This window comes from Longimicrobium sp. (assembly GCF_036280135.1).
Taxonomy (GTDB): Bacteria; Gemmatimonadota; Gemmatimonadetes; order Longimicrobiales; family Longimicrobiaceae; genus Longimicrobium.
In genome coordinates, this window is the sequence record NZ_DASURI010000236.1 from 1 (window position 1) to 17,352 (window position 17,352).

Consider the following 17,352-nt stretch of genomic DNA (forward strand, 5'->3'; position numbering starts at 1 on the left):
CAACAGCCTGCTGCAGATCTCGGAAGGCGCCACGAGCGGCATCCAGAAGATGCTGGAGCGCATGAAGGAGCTGGCCACGCAGTCCAACAGCGACACGGTGGACACGGACGGCCGCAGCCGCATCGACGCCGAGTTCCAGCAGCTCAAGAGCGAGATCACGCGCACGGTCAGCACCACCAAGTTCCAGGGCAAGACGCTGCTGGACGGCGGCTTCGGCAACTCGGTGGACACGGACGACACCTCCAGCACGGCGCTGGCCGCCGGCACCGGCCTGTTCAAGGCCGAGATCAGCGGCACCAAGGCGGGGACGTTCACCTTTACGCAGGCCGCCGACGGCGAGCTGACCATCGACGACGGCGCGGGCACCACCCAGACGGTGAGCGTGGTGGCGGGCCGCCAGTCGGTGAGCTTCGACAAGTTCGGCGTGTCGCTGGAGCTGGACGCCAACTTCGACGAGACGGCGGCGGCGGGCACGCTGGACGGCACCGCCCTGGTGGTGGCGGCGGGCGCGGGCGGCGGCAGCTTCATGGTGGGCTCGTCGGGCTCGTACAGCGGCGACGACCTGCTCAGCCTGGACGCCATCGACCTGACGACGGGCGCCACGGGCCTGAACATCGCCACCAACGACCTGACGACGGCGGCCAACGCGCAGACCGCGCTTACGGCCATCGACGGCGCCATCGAGAAGGTGAACAGCTCGCTGGGCAAGATCGGTGCGTACCAGAACCGCATCGAGAACAGCCAGGCGAACCTCAAGACGGCGATCCAGAACTACTCGGCGTCGGAGAGCGTCATCCGCGACCTGGACATGGCCGAGGAGATGACCAAGTTCTCCAAGAACCAGATCCTGGCGCAGGCCGGCACCTCCATGCTGGCCCAGGCCAACCAGAGCGCCCAGGGCGTGCTCTCGCTGCTCCGCGGCTAAGACACGACCCGGCAGCACCGCCCGGGGCGGGCCTCGCGCCCGCCCCGGGACTTCTCTCGTGACGGACCGACCAGCCACACCAGCTTCGAGCCCTCGCAATGGCCTCCGTAGGAACCATCAGCGGCCTCGCCAGCGGAATCCAGTGGCGCGACATGATCGACCAGATCATGGCCGCCGAGGAGGCGCGGAGGCTCACCCCCATCCAGACCCAGGTCACGGCGCAGCAAAAGCGCGCCGACGCCTGGAATTCCTTTTCCAGCGTGGTCTCCCGCCTGCGGAGCACCGCGCTCAGGGTGCAGGACGGCAGCGCGTTCGGCGCGCTGCGCACCACCGTGACGGCCGGCAACGGCACGCGCGCGGGCTTCACGGCCAGCGCCGGCGCCTCCGCCGCGGCCGGGACGTACGGCGTGGAGGTGCTGGAGACGGCCAAGGCCGAAAAGCTCAGCGGCCGCGTGCACGACAGCGCCACGGCGACCCTGGGCGCGTCGTACGCGGGCGCCCTTGTCGTCAACGGGCGGCGCGTGGAGGTCACGGCCACGGACTCGCTCACCTCCGTCCGCGACAAGATCAACGCCGTCAACAGCGGCACCAACCCCAGCCGCGTGAGCGCCACGCTGCTCTCCACGGGCAACGGCACGGCGCGCCTGGTGCTCACCAGCGAGGCCACGGGCGCCGGCGGCATCCAGCTGGCCGACGAGGCCGGCGCGGGCGCGGGCCCCCTCAAGGCGCTGGGGCTCACGGACGGCACCACGGCCGCCAACCGCACGGCGGACGGGCGCACGCAGAGCTTCCGGATGAGCAGCAGCTCCGCCGCGCTCACCACGCTGCTGGGCGTGAGCCCGCCCCCCGCCAGCACCTCCGTCCTCGTGGGCGGCAAGCGCATCGACGTCGACTTCGCCACGGACTCGCTGCAGACGGTCGTCGCGCGGGTCAACGCGGCCGGCGGCTTTGCCGAGCTGCGCGAAGAAGCGGGCGCCGGCGGCACGAAGTCGTACCGGATGGTCGTCGCGGGCGACGTCGCGGTGGATTCGTCTCCCAACTTCGGCTCCACGGCGGCGGACTCGCGCCGCGCCCTGGAGCTGCTGGGGCTCTCCGTCGGCGGCCGCGCGGCCTCCGCGCAGTCCGTCAGCGGCGCGCAGCTCCTGGACGGCAACGGCGATCCCGCCACGGCGGCGACCAAGCTGGCGGACCTCGCGGGCGGCGTGCAGGCGGGCGACACGTTCACCTTTCGTGGCACGCGCGGCGACGGGTCCACGGTGGACCTCACCTACACCGTCGCCGATCCCGCGGCGGAGTCGCTGGGAGACGTCGTCGCCAAGCTGAACAACGCCACGGACGGATACGGCGCGGGCACGCGCACGGCCACGGCCTCCGTCGTGGACGGCCGCATCGTGCTGACGGACGGCACCAAGGGCGACTCGCGGCTCAGCCTGGCCATGACGGCCAACAACGAGGGCGGCGGATCGCTTTCCTTCGGCGCGTCGGCCACGACGGCGGGGTTCGCGCGCGAGGTCACCCGCGGCACGGACGCCCGCGCGCGCATCGACGGCGTGCTGGTGACGCAGTCGTCCAACACGCTGGCCAGCGCCATCCCCGGCGTGACGCTCACGCTCTCCGACGCGCTGCCGGGGACCACGTCCACGGTGACCATCGAGCGCGACGTGGAGTTCACCGTCTCCAGCATCAAGGCCCTGGCGACGGAGTACAACGCGGCCCTCAACGCGGCGCAGCAGCTCACGGGCATCGGCGGCGCGCTGCAGTCCAGCGGCGCCCTGCGCGGCGCCATGTCGTCGCTCAAGAACGCCCTGCTGACGGACATCGCGGGGCTGGCGCCGACGAACCCCTACACGCGCGGCGCCGTGGCCGGCCTGGCGCTGACCAAGACGGGCACGCTGGAGGTGGACGACGTAAAGCTGCGCGCGGCCCTGACCAGCAACGCGGCGGACGTGAAGGCGGCCTTCAGCAGCGCGGGGCGCGCGAGCGATCCGCAGGCCACGTTCGTCCTGGCGGGCGACCGCGTGCAGGCGGGGACGTACGCCGTGAACGTTACGGCGCTGGCCACGCAGGCCGCGCACACCGGCAGCGGCCTGGCCGGCGCGTACAGCGGCACGGACGAGCTCAAGGTGACGGACTCCGTCACGGGCAAGACGGCCACGCTGGCGTCGCTGGACGGCAGGACGGCCGCGCAGATCGCCGCGGAGCTCAACGCCGCGTTCGGCACGGAGAAGATGGACCTCGTGGCCAGCGACGACGGCGGCCAGCTGCGCATCACCCACGGCGGCTACGGCTCGGCCGCGAAGTTCACCCTGACGGGGACGTTCGACGAGGCGCAGCTGGGCTTCGTCAAGAGCTCCGCCTACGCGGGAACGGACATCCAGGGCACCATCGGCGGCAAGGCGGCCACGGGGCGCGGGCGCATCCTCACGGGCGACAGGGCCGCCGCCAGCACCCCGGCCAACCCGGCGGAGGGGCTGGCCGTGGAGTGGAAGGGCGGCATGGGCGCGGCGGGCACCGTCACCTACGCGCTGGGCGTGGGGGGGATGATGCTGCGCGCGGCCGACGGCATCACCCGCGCGGGCGACGGCATGGCCGCCAGCCAGTCCGACGGCATCCAGTCCGGCATCACCAAGCTCAACAAGCGGCTCGAGGACGTGCAGCACGCGCTGGACCTGCGGCGCGAGTCCATGACCAAGTCGTTCGCCCTGATGGAATCCGCGCTCAGCCGCGTGCAGTCCCAGACCTCCTGGCTGACGAGCCAGATCAACGCTCTACCCTCCTGGTCCGACCGATGAGCTACGCGACCCACGCCAACACGTACCGCGAGATGGAAGTGCTTTCCGCCTCGCCCGGCCAGCTGGTGGTGATGCTGTACGACCACCTGCTGGTGACGCTGCGCCGCGCGCGGCTGGTGATGGACTCGTCCAACCCCGAGCTGCGGGGCACGCTGCTGGAAAAGGCCCGCAACGTGGTGGCCGAGCTGCTCTCCACGCTGGACGTGGAGGCCGGCGGCGAGGTGGCCCGCAACCTCAGCGGGCTGTACACCTTCTTCTTCGGGGAGCTGGTGGACCTGGCGCTCAAGCCCGACGTGGCGCGGATGGACCGGGTGACGGTGATGATCGGCGAGCTGCGCGACGCGTTCGCGCAGGCAGCGGCCACCCCGGCCGAGGCGTTCGCATGATGCACGTGGCCGAGGTGCTCAACGCGCTGGCCGAGGCGGGGATCGCCGCCGCCGAGGCCATGGAGCGCGGCGACGAGGCCGCCCTCACGTCCGCCCTGGACGAGCGCGACCGGCTGCAGGCGGTGGCGGATCCGCTGCTGGCGGCGCTGCAGGCGCCCGGCACGCCCCGCGCCGTCATCGCCGAGGCGCGCGAGCTGGCGATGGTCATCCACCTGTGCGACGGCGTGCTGCTCCGGGGCCTGACCGCGCGCCGCGACGAGGCGCGCGGCGAGCTGCGCCGCCTGGACGTGCGCACGGGCGCGCTGAACGCCTACGCCGCGCCCTCCCCCGGCGGCGCCCGCCTGCGCGCCGTCGGCTGACCGTAGCCGGAGGGAGATCTCGTCGGCCGCGGCGGATTGCCCGCGGCGCGGCAGCCTCCCCGACCGTGGCGGCAAACCGCGATGCGTCCCGTCGACGTTCGGCGTTCTCGCCGAGCCAAGGCGAGGCGCATCGCGGTTCTCGCGTCGAGCCCCAGGCCTCGTCCGTCTGCAATCCCCCCGCGCGCGTTCGCTCGGTTTCCCGCGCGTGCAGGCTTTTACGGACGCGATCGTGTGGTCCAGCTTCTCCAGCTCTGCGCGCGGAGGCAGACACCCGTCGCCCGCCTGGCCGCTTCGGTGGATCGGTGGATCGGTGGATCGGTGGATCGGTGGATGCACCGAATCGCATCTGCCGATCGGATGACGTAGACGGGATGGTGCCCTCCGCGAAATCCGCGATGCGCCTCGCCTTGGCTCGGCGAGAACGCCGAGCGGATCGCCGTCATCCGCCGTGGCATCCGCCTCCATCCTGGCCCGGGCACGATGCCTCCCGCGCCGGACAAACCCCGGCCATCCACCACCCGATCGCGATCCGTAAAGCCCCGCCCCCGCACGAAGCTGGATGCGTTGCCCGGACAACCAAGGGGCGCGGATCTGTACGCCTGAACACGATTCCAGCACAGAGCTGCGGAGGCGCAGGGAACCCGAATCCGTTCCTCTGCGCCTCTGCGGCTCTGCGTGAGAAATCTGTTCCGCAGTCGCCGTTCTTCTCGACAACACGCGTTTCCCGCATCAAAAACTAAATTCGCGGCGGACGCGGCCGATACTCATCCCCGAGCCGCCGGATCTCCACCGCGCTCCCATCCGCTCCGCACCGCGCACGGGCCAGGCGCGAGCACCAGGACGGCCGCCGCGGGGCACCGTCCGTGCGGGGCGGACAGGCGTGTGGGGAGAAGCCCGGCCCGGGAGTAAAGTCCGTTCACGGTGCTGCCGATACCTTGGTGCAGGAGGAGACCTGAATGCGAATCGAGAAGAACACCACCGACATCCACCGCACCGAGGCCGCCCGCCCCGTGCACGCCGCCCACGCCGCCACGCCGGGCAGCCCCGTCGCGCCCGTGGCGCCGGCCGGGGGCACCGACCGCGTGGAGCTGTCGTCCGAGGCGCGGGCCCTGGCCGCGCGCCTGGACCAGCCCGGCGAAGGGCGGGAGCTCACGCCGGAGCGCATCGCCGAGCTGCGCCAGCGCATTCGCGACGGGGTCTACGACACCCCGGACATGGCCGAAGAAGTCGCGCGGCGCGTGCTGGACAGCGGCGACCTCTGACCCCGACGCCACCCCCGACCCCACACCCGGAGCCGCGCCCATGAAGTTCCTCGTAGTCGACGACAGCGCCACCATGCGGCGCATCGTCATCAACTCCCTGCAGCGCATCGGGTTCACCGACGTGCTGGAGGCCGCGGACGGCAAGGAGGCGCTGGAGCGCTTCGACGCCACCGTGCAGTTCGTCATCACCGACTGGAACATGCCCAACCTGAGCGGGCTGGACCTGTCGCGGGCCCTGCGCGAAAAGAGCGACGTGCCCATCCTGATGGTGACCACGCGCAGCGTGCGCGAGGACATCATCGCGGCCGTGGAGGCGGGGGTGAACAACTACATCGTCAAACCGTTCACGCCGCAGGTGCTCAAGGAGAAGATCGAGACCGTCCTCTCCGCCGTGGGAGCCGCGTAAGCCATGCCCACGACCCTGCAAGCCAACGAGCTGCTGCTGGACTCCGAGGCCAGCCTGCGCCTTGTGGACACCGTGCTGGCCGAGATCGGCGAGCCCGCCCCCCCGGCCGCGCCCGCCATCGCGGTGGCCGAGGGGCTGGCCGCCCTGCCCCAGGTGCTGCTGCGGGCCTACGGCGAGATCAACAACGCCCTCACCGCCCTGCGCCAGAGCCGCGGGACGCTCGAGCAGAGCACGGTGGAGAAGCTGCAGCTCACGAACGAGAAGCTGCGCGAGGTCTCGTCGGCCACGGAGGTGGCGGCCACGGACATCATGGACGGGATCGACCGCGCCATCGCCATGGTGGACGAGCTGGAGACCCCGGCCGACCCCGAGCGCCACGCGGAGATCCGCAACAGCCTGCGCGACGAGCTGTTCGGGGTGATGGGACACCTGCAGTTCCAGGACATCACCACCCAGCAGCTCAGCCACGCCAGCAGCACGCTGGTGGAGATGGAAGCCCGGCTGGTGCAGCTGGCGCGGATGTTCGATCCCAGCCAGCTGGGCCTCGAGGGGCCGGTGGAGACGCACGTGGAGGCGCTGGGCGTGGCCTATGACCCGTATGCCACCGTGAACGGCGCCGATTCGCGCCAGGCCGTGGCCGACGCCATCTTCGCCTGATCCACCCTTCGCGGGTTCTTCTCCGACGCATGAGGCCCCGCCGTCCCTCTCCGGACGGCGGGGCCTTCGCGTTCTCCGTGGACGGACATCCAGCCGGTCCCCGCGCGCATGGCAGTCCTCGCGCGAGCGCCCCTGCTTCGGCTGGCGGCGGAGGGATTGTCCAGCACGGCGATCGCGTCGCGGCTGTTCCTGTCGGAGGGCACGGTGCGCAACTACCTGTCCGCGGCCATCTCCAAGCTGGGCGCCGCCAACCGCATCGAGGCCGCGCGCCTGGCGCGGGAAAAGGGCTGGCTCTGATCACGGGGCGAGGAACAAACTGCATTCTCACACGGCGCCTGCGGCGAACGGGGTGAACGGTAACGGATCGAAAACCGTTGACTCCGTTCGCCGCAGGCGCCGTGTGCCATTCTGCCGTAAACCTCTCCCCGTTCAAAAATCCCGCGATTTTGCACGGGACTCCATGTGAGCCCCTCCCGTCTTCCCGGCCCGCCCGCGAAGACGGGAATGACGCAAAGAATCCGCTAAACCGCGACCGTCCATCTGCCGATCCTTTGGGGCGAACAGCGCGCGTCCGCCGCTGCCCCCCCCAGGGTGCACGATGACGATTCCCAAGATCCTGATCGCAGACGACGACGACTTCTCGCGCAAGCTGATCCGCGGGATCCTGCGCCCCGTCCCCTGCACCCTTTCCGACGCCGCCAACGGCCTGGAGGCCCTGGCCGCCATCGAGCGCGACCCGCCCGACCTGCTGCTGCTGGACGTGAAGATGCCCGTGCTGGACGGGCTGGCCACGCTCCAGGAGATCCGCGCGTCGCCCGTGCACGCGCGCCTGCCCGTGATCTCCATGTCCGCCCACACGGAGCGCGAGATGGTGATGGCCCTCGTGGAGCTGGGCCTGGCCGGGTTCCTCGTCAAGCCGCTCAAGCCCGCCGAGACGCTGCGCCGCCTGGCCCCCGTGCTGGCCGCCGTGGGCCGCCCGCGCGAGCCCCTGGAGGGGACGCTGACGCCGGACGGCACCCGCCGCCGCGTGCGGCTGCTGCTGGTGGAGTCGGACCTGAACTTTCGCGAGTTCGCCCGGCAGCTGCTGAGCGCCCACTTCGACGTGGTGGAGGCCGACACGGGCGTGGCCGGCTACGAGACCTTTCGCGCGGTGGAGCCGGGCGTGGTGTGCGTGGGCGAGCACGTGCAGATGCTGGGCGTGGACCGCCTGGTGCCCCTGCTGCACGCCGCCGAGACGCGGGTGCGCCCCCGCGTGTTCCTGCTCAGCGAGAGCGGACGCGTTCCCCCCGGCCAGGAAGCGCTGCTGAACGGGGTGCTGCGCCGCACCTTCATCCCCGAGCTCTTCAACCGCGAGATCCGCAACGTGCTCCTTTCCACCGACGGCACGGGCAACACGGTCGCGTCGCTCGTGCGCGGCCCCGTGCGCGGCGAGCTCACCACGGCCGTGCACCAGGCCGTGGGCGTGCTCACGGCGCAGCTCATCACCCCCATCGACTCCGGCGAGCCGCTGGACGCGCCCGTGACCCTCGTCCGCGTGGAGCTGCGGGCCGCCACCGGCCCCACGGTGGTGGCCGTGCGGCTGGAGATGTCGGACGCCGACGCCGTCAGTTTCGGCCGGCGCATCCTGGTGGGCGCGGCGGACTGCGACGCCCGCGAGGCCGTCACGGAGCTCGCCACGGCCATCGCCGGCCGCGCCTGCGCGTCGCTGGTGACGCGCGGCTTTCGCTACGTGCAGGGGCCGCCCGTGCTGGACGGCGCCCTGCTGCCCCCGCCGCCGGACCCCGACGCCCTGGAGTTCCGCACGAGCGACGGCGAGCGCATCCGCGTGACGGCCACGGTGGTCGAGGCCGGGTACCTGGCGGAGGTGGCCGCGTGACCGCCCCCGCCCTGGCCGCCTGGCTCACGGAGCGCTTCGACGCCGACTTTGCCGCCGAGCTCCTGGCGGAGTTCCGCGCCGCCGGCCGCGTGCGGGTGCTGGAGGCCCGCTGCGCCGCCACCCGCGGCGACGCCGTGACCGTGGAGCGCGCCGCCCACACGCTGGGCAGCATGGCCCTCACGGTGGGCTTCGAGGAGCTGGGCTCCCTGTGCCGCACCATGGAGGCGCGCATCCGCGTGTGGGGGCTGGCGGCCGTGGAGCTGCCCCCGCTGGAAGAAGCCTTTGCCCACGCCGAGGACGAAGCCGTGGGCCTCGTGCGCAGCGGGCTGCTCTCCGCGCCCGCCGGCCACTGACGTGCGCCCGACCGCCACGCCGCCCGTTCCCCGCGCGCGGCGCGGCACGTACCCACGGGCCCCGCGCCCGTGCCTGATCTCCCATCCGCCGCCCCGCGTGCCCTCCCGGCCCGCGGGGCGGCGTTCCCTGACCTCCAGGACATTCCCGTGAACACCTCGGACTACCTCGCCACCGTCGCCCGGATCCACGAAGAGGGACGGCGGCGGGGCGTGCTCTTTCGCGTCGCCGAGGACGAGGCGCTCCGCGGCCGCACCGTGCGGCTGGACGGGCGCGACCTCGTCTCCTTTTCCTCCTGCTCGTACCTGGGGCTGGAGTTCGATCCCCGCCTGGCCGACGGGGTGATGGACGCCGTCCGCCGCTACGGCACGCAGTTCTCGTCGTCCCGCGGCTACGTCTCCGCCCCGCTGTACCGCGACCTGGAGGACCACCTGTCCGCCGTCTTTGGCGGGCACGCGCTGGTGGCGCCCTCCACGTCGCTGGGCCACCAGATGGTGCTCCCCGTGCTGGCCACGGAGCGCGACGCCATCGTCGTGGACAACCAGGCGCACCGCAGCCTGCAGATGGCCGCCACCCTGGCCCGCGCCGAGGGCGCCACGGTAGAGACCGTGCGCCACCGCGAGCTGGACGAGCACGCGGTGGATACGGTCGTCCGCCTGGCGCGGCGTCACCGCACGGTGTGGTTCGCCTGCGACGGCGTGTACTCCATGTACGGCGACCTGGCGCCCTTCGGCCTGCTGCGGCGGGTGCTGGACGCCGCGCCCAACGTGCGCCTGTACGTGGACGATGCCCACGGGATGAGCTGGGCGGGGCGCCACGGCCGCGGCCTCTTTCTCTCCCGCATGCCGCAGGACGAGCGCATCGTCCTGGGCACGTCGCTCGTCAAGGCGTTCGCGGCGGGCGGCGGCGTCTTCGTCTTTTCCACGGCGGAAGAGCGCGAGCACGTGCGCATGCGCGCCGGCCCGTACGTCTTTTCCGGCCCCCTGCAGCCGCCCATGATGGGCGCCGCCCTCGCCTCCGCCCGCATCCACCTGTCGGACGAGATCGACGCGCACCAGGCCCGCTACCGCGACCGGGCGGCGCTCACCAACGCGCTGCTGGCGGAGCACGGGCTGCCGCTCCTGTCGCGCAACGAGGGGCCTATCTTCTTTCTCCCCATCGGCCGGGTCGAGGCGGCCATGCGGGTGTCGGAGCGGCTGATGGACGAGGGGCACTACGTCACCATCTCCACCTACCCGTCCGTCCCCACGCGCCGCGCCGGCATCCGGCTGACCATCACGGCCCTGCACACGCCGGCGGAGATCCGCGCCGTGGTGGAGTCCCTCGCCCGCCACGTCCCCGCGGCCCTGGCGGAGCACGGCGTCACGGGCGAGGAGCTGCACGCCCTCTTTCACAACGCCCTGCCCCTGGAGTCCCGCGAGGGCGCGCGCCTGGGCGACGCGCACGGCGCCGCGGTGGACGCGGCGATCTCCGCCGAGGCCGCGCGTCCGGCGCCGAGCCCCTTTCGCCTGGAGGTGCACGAGACGGCGGACGCGCTGGACGGCGCGGAGTGGGCCACGCTCATGGCCGGCCGCGGCGCCGCCAGCCGCGACGCCCTGCGCACGGCGGAGACGCTGTTCCACGCGGGCCGCGCCGAGCGGGAGCACCGGTGGACGTTCCGCTACTTCCTGGTCCGCGACCCCCGCGGGCGCGTCGTGGCGGCCACGTGGTGCACGCGGGCGCTGATGAAGGACGACATGCTGTCGCAGGAGCGCGTGTCGCGCGAGGTGGAGCGGCTGCGGCGCGAGGAGGATCCCTACCTGCTCAGCTCCGAGGTGCTGATGATGGGCTCGTTCCTTTCCGAGGGCGACCACCTGTACCTGGACCGCGAGCGCGACTGGCGCGGCGCCCTGCGGGTGCTGGTGGACGGGCTGCTGGCCCAGGCGCGGGCGTGGGGCGTGTCGTCCGTCGTCCTGCGCGACCTGCCGGGGGACGACGCGGAGGTGGACGCGTGGATGGGCGCGGCGGACTTTCTCAAGGTGCCGCAGATGGACTCCATGCGCCTGGCCGGCGCCGGCGTGGACGAGGCGCGGCTCCTGGCCGCCGCCAGCAAGCGCACCCGCCGCTTTCTCCGCGAGCTGGTGGACCTGTCGCCGGAGTACACGATGGCGGTGCACCGCGGCGGCGGCCCCGGGCTGAAGGCGGAGACCTGCGCGCACCTGCACGGGCTCTACCTGAACGTGGCCGCGCGCAACCTGCGCATCAACGTCTTTACCCTGCCGGCGGACCTGGTGCGGGCGTTCCTGGCCAGCCCCGCGTGGGAGGTGGTGACGCTGCACCTGGACCCCGCGGCCGGCGGCCCCGCGGACGGGCGGGCCGTGGCCTGGTACGCCGCGCACCAGTCCGGCGGCCACTACGCCGTCTTCCTGTGCGGCGTGGACTACGCGTACGTGCACGACCGCGAGTACGGCGCGTACCGGCAGCTGCTGCTGGCCATGACCCGCCGGGCCCGCGAGGCCGGCGCCCACACCCTGCACTGGGGGATGGACGCCGAGACGGAAAAGGCCCGCTTCGGCGCCACGGCGCATCCGACGTGCGCGTACGTGCTGGTGCGCGACCACGACCACGGCGAGCGGCTGCACGAGATCGCCCGCGAGGTGGCCCTGGGAGGCGCGGCGTGATCGCCGTGGCGCAGCGCCCCGGCGCGGCGGACGCGCTGCACGTGCTGGCCGTGGCGGGCGAGCGCGGGCCCATGGTGCGCGCCGCGCTGGAGAACCTGCCCGGCACGCCCCGGCTGCGGGTGGAGGAGGTGGTGGGGATCGACAACGTGTACTTCGCCATGGCCAGCGGCCGGGCGGACGTCGTCGTCTTCGACTGGGAGCGCGCCGGGTCCGGCGAGGCCGCCGAGACGCTCGTGGTGACCCTGCGGCGCGAGTTCTCCGAGCTGGGGATCGTGGCGTGGGTGCGCGACGGCGATCCCGCCGTGCGCGACGGGGCCCTGGCGGCGGGGGTGGACGAGGTGCACTGCGGCCCCGTCTCCCCCGCCCTGTCGGCTCGCGTGCGCGCCGCGCTGCTGCGGGCCGGCGCGCGGCGGCGGCTGGGCTGGGGCGCGCCACGGGCCGCCGCGCCCGACCCCGGGGCGGACGAGGGGTGGTACCGCACCTTCTTCGAGCGGGCGCCGTTCGGGGCCGTGGTGGTGGACCGCAGCGGGCACTTTGCCCTGGCCAACCCCGCGTTCCAGCGCATGCTGGGGCGGGACATGGACACGCTGCGCCGGATGTCCGTCGCCCAGGTGAGCCACCCGGACGACATGGCGCTGGACATGGAGCTGTTCCTGGAGATCCTGTCCGGCGCGCGCGACCACTACGACATCGAAAAGCGCTACCTGCGGGCCGACGGCACGGACTTCTGGGCGCGCTTCTCCCTCTTCGTGGAGCGCGAGCCGGACGGCACGGCGGGCCGCGGCTTCGGGCTGGTCAAGGACATCACCCAGCGCCGCCGGCTGGAGCACGAGCTGGCGCAGGCACAGAAGATGGAGGCGCTGGGGCGGCTCACGGGCGGCATCGCGCACGACTACAACAACGTGGCGATGATCGTCGCCGGCACCGTGCGGCTGATGATGGCGCGCCGCGCGTGGGACGACGAGACGCTGGACGAGCTGCGGAGCATCGGGCACGCGGTGGCGCGGGCGGCGCGGCTCAGCCAGCAGCTGCTGGCGTTCGGACGACGGCAGGTGCTGCGCCCCACGGCGCTGGACCTGAACGAGGTGCTGTGCGAGATGGAGCCCCTGCTGCTGCGCCTGCTGGTGACGGGCGTGACGCTGGAGTGGGCGCTGGCGCCCGGCCCCGTGCGGGCCGTGGCGGACCGCGCGCAGGTGGAGCAGGTGGTGATGAACCTGGTCATCAACGCCCGCGACGCCAGCCCGTCCGGGGGCGTCATCCGCGTGCGGACGGCCGTGGACGAGTGCGGGCCCGCCCCCCGCGTTCTGCTCTCGGTGACGGACCAGGGGCACGGGATGGACGAGGCCACGCGGGCGCGCATCTTCGAGCCCTTCTTCACCACCAAGGCGGACAGGGGAAACGGGATGGGGCTGGCCACGGTGCACGGCATCGTGGAGCAGAGCGGCGGCAGCATCGACGTGGAGAGCGAGCCGGGGCGCGGCAGCCGGTTTCGCGTCTACCTGCCCCGCGCGGACGAGACGGTGCAGCCCGAGCCCGTGGCGCCGCGCTGGGAGCTGGGCCCGCCGCGCGAGACGGGCGACGCCACGGTGCTGGTGGTGGAGGACGAGACGATGATCCGCCGCGTGGTGTGCCGGTTCCTGGACCGCGCGGGCTTCCGGGTGCTGCAGGCCGGCAGCGGCGCCGAGGCCCTGGCGCTGTGCCAAGCGGGCGACGTGTCGGTGGACGCGCTGGTGACGGACGTGGTGATGCCGGGCGACAGCGGGCGCGAGGTGGCGGCGCGCATCCGCGCCCTGCATCCCGGGCTGCGGGTGATCTACATGTCCGGCTACGCCGAGGACGAGGCGCTCCGCAGCGGCGCCGTGGAGGCGGGCGCCCTCTTTCTGCAGAAGCCCATCGAGCCCGAGCAGCTGGTGGCGGCCGTGTACGTGTCGCTTGGCATCGAGGGCGAGGTGGAGCTGCCCGCGCCCGTGTGATTCCGCGCCGCATCGTGGTTTGTAAACGCGGATTGGGCTGGAAGCGTCGGCCAGAGGGTGTTGCCCAACCTGCTTTGAATGGAAACCACGGAGCGTCATCCTGAGGAGCCGCCGCGCAACCCCATGTCCGTGCGTGATCCCTGGCGGCGACGAAGGATCTTGCCCGCAAAGCTCGGGGGCGACTCTTGTGCATGGAATCCGCCTCCGAGTCTCGCACACAAGATCCTTCGGTCGCGCCAAGATCCTGCGTACCTTCACGTTCCGCGCGGCGCTCCCTCAGGATGACGCTTCACTGGGGGGGCGGATACCGCAAGGATCAACGCTCTTCTGGCTCCAGGACAGACGCCTCCGGCCGCTTTGGTCGGAGGCGTCTTCGCGTTTATCCAATGGCGATCAGCCGGCGGTGAGCGGGGGGACGTAGAGGCTCAGCGTGCGCAGGGGCCCGGAGCCGGTGTTGCGCAGCTCGTGCCGCTCGCCGCGGTCGATGCGCAGCAGCACGCCGGCCCCCAGCGCCTGCTCCGCGCCACGCGGAGCCAGCGGTCTGTTGCAGTTACCGTTGATCCCGTTGGCCGAAGGCCCCGTGTGAGAATCGTTCTTCAACCCGACGCGCGCCGCGGGGCCGGGATCAGGCGACGGTCACCTCGGCCGGGGCGGATTCGGCGAGCAGGGCGCGGACGCGGGGGACCACCTCGCGGCCGTAGAGCTCGATGTGGCGCATCAGGGGCTCGTGCGCCAGCGGGCCGGCGCCGTACTTCATGTCGAAGCGGTCCACGCCCAGCGCTCCCACCGTCGCCGCGATCTTGCGCGCCACCGTCTCCGGCGACCCCACGTACAGCGAGCCCGCGTCGATCTCGCGCTCGAACTCGGCCATGCTGGTGGGCGGCCATCCGCGCTCGGCACCGATGCGGTTGCGCATCTCGCGGTACGACGGCCAGAACTCCTCGCGGGCCTTTGCATCCGTCTCGCCCACGTGCCCGGGCGAGTGCACGCCGATGGGCAGCCGGTCGGCGCCGCGCTCCTCCAGCGCGCGGTGGTACAGGTGCACGTACGGCGCGAACCGCCGCGGGTCGCCGCCGATGATGGCCAGCATGAGCGGCAGGCCGTAGCGCGCCGCGCGCACCACCGACTCCGGGCTTCCGCCCACCCCGATCCACGTCTTGAGCGTGCCGTGCTCCGTCCGCGGGTACACGTGCTGCCCGGCGAGCGGCGCGCGCGTGCGGCCGCGCCACGTCACCGGCTCGCCCGCGCGGTCCGCCTGGAGGAGGGCCGCGAACAGCTCCAGCTTTTCCTCGAACAGCTGGCTGTACTGGTCCAGCGCGTAGCCAAAGAGCGGAAACGACTCCGTGAACGAGCCGCGCCCCAGGATCACCTCCGCGCGCCCGCCCGATGCCGCGTCCAGCGTGGAAAAGCGCTGAAAGACGCGCACGGGGTCGTCCGAGCTGAGCACGGTGACGGCCGATCCCAGGTGGATGCGCTCCGTCTGCCCGGCGATGGCGGCCAGCAGCACCTCGGGCGACGAGATGGCGTAGTCCTCCCGGTGGTGCTCGCCCAGGCCGATGAAGTCGATGCCCAGCGCGTCGGCCAGCACGGCCTCGGCGATGACGTTGCGGATGACCTGCGCGTGCGGCAGCGGCCGGCCGTCCGGCCCCCGCGTGACGTCGCCGAAGGTGTCGAGTCCCAGCTCCACGTGCATGTTCGTCATCATCGTGCCCCCGTCCAAAGAAGGATCTCAAACGAAATCTTAGAAATAAGGTAAACAGGCCGTCAAGTCCTTCTTCGGTCGTCTTCGTGCATGCCGCGCGATCACCGTCCTGATCGCAACGCACCGCACTGCGTCTTTCGGAAGTCGGTTTGGCACCCGCCCCACGAAGCGTCATCCTGAGGGAGCGCCCGCGCCGAACGTGAACCGGCACAAGACTTTGGGCGCGACCGAAGGATCTTGTATGCGAAACTCGGAGGCGGATTCCGTGCACGAGGGTCGCCCCCCGAGCTTCGCGGGCAAGATCCTTCGTCGCCGCCATGGTTCCGTCGTGACGACGGTCCGCGCGGCGGCTCCTCAGGATGACGCATTTGCGGGAGCGCGAGGTCAACGCGCGGGCGACGAAGGTGATCCGTTGGATTGCCTGGCCAAGCCTCGCCGCGTCTGCCCGGGCCCAGTACATTCGCCCGTGCTCCACGTCCTCCCCCTCGCACCCGCTTCGGACCCGCATGATCATCGGCTTGGCGTCGCCCCGCATCGCCTCCTCCCTCGACGACGCGCTGCGCACCGTGGAGCGGCTGACCGCGGATGCGGCGGCGCGCAGCGCGGAGATCGTCTGCTTTCCCGAGGCCTACCTGCCGGGGCTGCGGGTGCTGGACTTCGAGGTGCCGCCGTTCAGCGCCGCGCAGCAGGAAGAGGCGCTGGCGGAGGTGGGGCGGATGGCGCGGACGCACCGCATCGCCGTCATCCTGGGGATGGAGCGGACGACGGCCGCGGGGGCACGGATCGTCGCGGCCGTCATCGGCGCGGACGGCCGGGTCCAGGGCTTTCAGACCAAGAACCAGCTGGACCCCGCCGAGGCGCCCGTCTACGTCCCCGGCGACACGCGGCGGATGTTCGAGGTGAACGGGGTGCCGTTCGGCATCACCATCTGCCACGAGGGGTTCCGCTACCCCGAGACCGTGCGGTGGGCGGCCGTGCGGGGCGCGCGGATCGTCTTTCACCAGCACCACACGGGAAGCGACCGCGCGGGCGTGCGGCTCACGGAGTGGGGCGCGCCCGCGTCGCCGTACTACGAGAAGGCGATGATGTGCCGCGCCCTGGAGAACACCGTCTGGTTCGCCAGCGTGGGGTGCGCCACGCGGTACCAGGAGTCCGCCACGAGCCTGATCGACCCGTCGGGCGCGTGCGTGGCGCACCTGCCGTACGGCCGGGAGGGCGTGCTGGTGCACGAGATCGACCCGGACGCCGCCACGGGGCTGCTCGCCGGCCGCTACGCGCCGGAGCGGTACGCCGAAGCGGCCGCGGACGCCGGCTGACCCGCGCCGGGGCCGCACGCGGCACGGCGCTCGCGTCCGCCACGCCGAACCCGCGACCCGCCGGCCACCCTCCAGGGATCGCCGCCCGTTCGCCGTGCATCGTGCAGCGCCGCGCCCGGACCGGGGCGACCCCCCAGACGCCCGTGACCCAGGCATGCAACCGTCCGCGCTCCCCCTCCGCGAAGCCGACACGATCTTTCCCGGACCGGGCGAGATGGCGCGCCTGTGCCGCGCGATGGACTGGGCCGCCACGCCGCTGGGTCCCCTGGAGCAGTGGCCGCAGAGCCTCCGGACGGCCGCGGGGATGGTGATCGCCCAGGGCATTGCCCAGAGCCTGTGCTGGGGACCGCGGCTGGTGCAGATCTACAACGACGAGTACCGCGCCATCATGCGCGACAAGCACCCGGCGGGGCTGGGCCGCTCGGTGCTGGAGAACTGGCCGGAGATCCGCGGCGAGATCGGCCCCCTCTTCGAGCGCGTGCTGGGCGGCGAGACGGTGTTCTTCGAGGACCTGCTGCTGCGCGTGCAGCGCGGCGGCGACGTGGAGAACGCCTACTTCACCTTCTCGTACAGCCCCGTGCGGGTGGAGTCGGGCGCCGTGGGCGGCGCGCTCATCAACTGCTTCGAGACCACCCGCCAGGTGCACGCCCGCGCCGTGCAGGCCGAGCGCGACCGCCTGTTCGACTC

Annotated in this window: 15 protein-coding genes and 1 pseudogene; 14 read left to right on the top strand and 2 right to left on the bottom strand. The window is 72.4% G+C overall.

The window, feature by feature from the left end; translation table 11 throughout:
- From VFZ20_RS07245 to VFZ20_RS07300, 12 genes and pseudogenes are all read left to right on the top strand, one after another.
- Positions 1-925 (top strand): flagellin (locus VFZ20_RS07245; protein ID WP_329683177.1); only part of this gene is annotated, 925 nt, incomplete at its 5' end.
- Positions 926-1,023: 98 nt separating this feature from the next.
- A complete protein-coding gene (gene fliD / locus VFZ20_RS07250) occupies positions 1,024-3,717 on the top strand; it encodes a flagellar filament capping protein FliD (RefSeq protein WP_329683178.1) in 2,694 nt (897 codons plus the stop codon).
- A complete protein-coding gene (gene fliS / locus VFZ20_RS07255) occupies positions 3,714-4,103 on the top strand; it encodes a flagellar export chaperone FliS (RefSeq protein WP_329683179.1) in 390 nt (129 codons plus the stop codon). The genes fliD and fliS overlap by 4 nt, the downstream gene beginning before the upstream one ends.
- Positions 4,100-4,462 carry a hypothetical protein gene (locus VFZ20_RS07260; RefSeq protein WP_329683180.1) on the top strand — a complete coding sequence of 121 codons (363 nt, stop codon included), beginning with the start codon at positions 4,100-4,102 and terminating at the stop codon, positions 4,460-4,462. Before fliS ends, VFZ20_RS07260 begins: the two co-directional genes overlap by 4 nt.
- A gap of 956 nt (positions 4,463-5,418) precedes the next feature.
- Positions 5,419-5,724, top strand: a complete 306-nt coding sequence (locus VFZ20_RS07265; protein ID WP_329683181.1) for a flagellar biosynthesis anti-sigma factor FlgM — start codon at positions 5,419-5,421, stop codon at positions 5,722-5,724.
- Positions 5,725-5,764: 40 nt separating this feature from the next.
- On the top strand, positions 5,765-6,130 hold the full coding sequence (locus VFZ20_RS07270) for a response regulator (RefSeq protein ID WP_329683182.1): 366 nt from the start codon (positions 5,765-5,767) through the stop codon (positions 6,128-6,130).
- A 3-nt stretch (positions 6,131-6,133) separates the two neighbouring features.
- Entirely contained in the window at positions 6,134-6,787 is a 654-nt protein-coding gene (locus tag VFZ20_RS07275; RefSeq protein ID WP_329683183.1) for a hypothetical protein, read from the top strand.
- Positions 6,788-6,874: 87 nt separating this feature from the next.
- Positions 6,875-7,084 (top strand): annotated as a pseudogene (locus VFZ20_RS07280) (response regulator transcription factor); the annotation flags it as partial.
- Between the two features lie 301 nt (positions 7,085-7,385).
- Positions 7,386-8,663, top strand: coding sequence for a response regulator (locus tag VFZ20_RS07285; RefSeq protein WP_329683185.1), 1,278 nt, complete (start codon positions 7,386-7,388; stop codon positions 8,661-8,663).
- Positions 8,660-9,016, top strand: a complete 357-nt coding sequence (locus VFZ20_RS07290; protein WP_329683186.1) for an Hpt domain-containing protein — start codon at positions 8,660-8,662, stop codon at positions 9,014-9,016. The genes VFZ20_RS07285 and VFZ20_RS07290 overlap by 4 nt, the downstream gene beginning before the upstream one ends.
- A gap of 147 nt (positions 9,017-9,163) precedes the next feature.
- Complete coding sequence (locus VFZ20_RS07295; RefSeq protein ID WP_329683187.1) at positions 9,164-11,674, top strand: aminotransferase class I/II-fold pyridoxal phosphate-dependent enzyme; 2,511 nt, start codon at positions 9,164-9,166, stop codon at positions 11,672-11,674.
- Positions 11,671-13,647: a hybrid sensor histidine kinase/response regulator gene (locus VFZ20_RS07300; RefSeq protein WP_329683188.1), complete on the top strand. Its 1,977-nt coding sequence runs from the start codon at positions 11,671-11,673 to the stop codon at positions 13,645-13,647. The genes VFZ20_RS07295 and VFZ20_RS07300 overlap by 4 nt, the downstream gene beginning before the upstream one ends.
- A 393-nt stretch (positions 13,648-14,040) precedes the next feature.
- On the opposite strand, the gene VFZ20_RS07305 is transcribed toward VFZ20_RS07300, so the two are convergent.
- Together VFZ20_RS07305 and VFZ20_RS07310 are read right to left on the bottom strand one after the other, a co-directional pair.
- Positions 14,041-14,247, bottom strand: a complete 207-nt coding sequence (locus tag VFZ20_RS07305) for a hypothetical protein (protein ID WP_329683189.1) — start codon at positions 14,245-14,247, stop codon at positions 14,041-14,043.
- A 25-nt stretch (positions 14,248-14,272) separates the two neighbouring features.
- Positions 14,273-15,349 carry an LLM class flavin-dependent oxidoreductase gene (locus VFZ20_RS07310; RefSeq protein WP_349264073.1) on the bottom strand — a complete coding sequence of 359 codons (1,077 nt, stop codon included), beginning with the start codon at positions 15,347-15,349 and terminating at the stop codon, positions 14,273-14,275.
- 506 nt (positions 15,350-15,855) lie between these two features.
- Here VFZ20_RS07310 and VFZ20_RS07315 point away from each other — a divergent pair.
- Both VFZ20_RS07315 and VFZ20_RS07320 read left to right on the top strand, forming a co-directional pair.
- Entirely contained in the window at positions 15,856-16,665 is an 810-nt protein-coding gene (locus VFZ20_RS07315) for a carbon-nitrogen hydrolase family protein (protein ID WP_329683191.1), read from the top strand.
- Positions 16,666-16,819: 154 nt separating this feature from the next.
- On the top strand, positions 16,820-17,352 hold a 533-nt coding region (locus VFZ20_RS07320; RefSeq protein ID WP_329683192.1), incomplete at its 3' end, for a PAS domain-containing protein.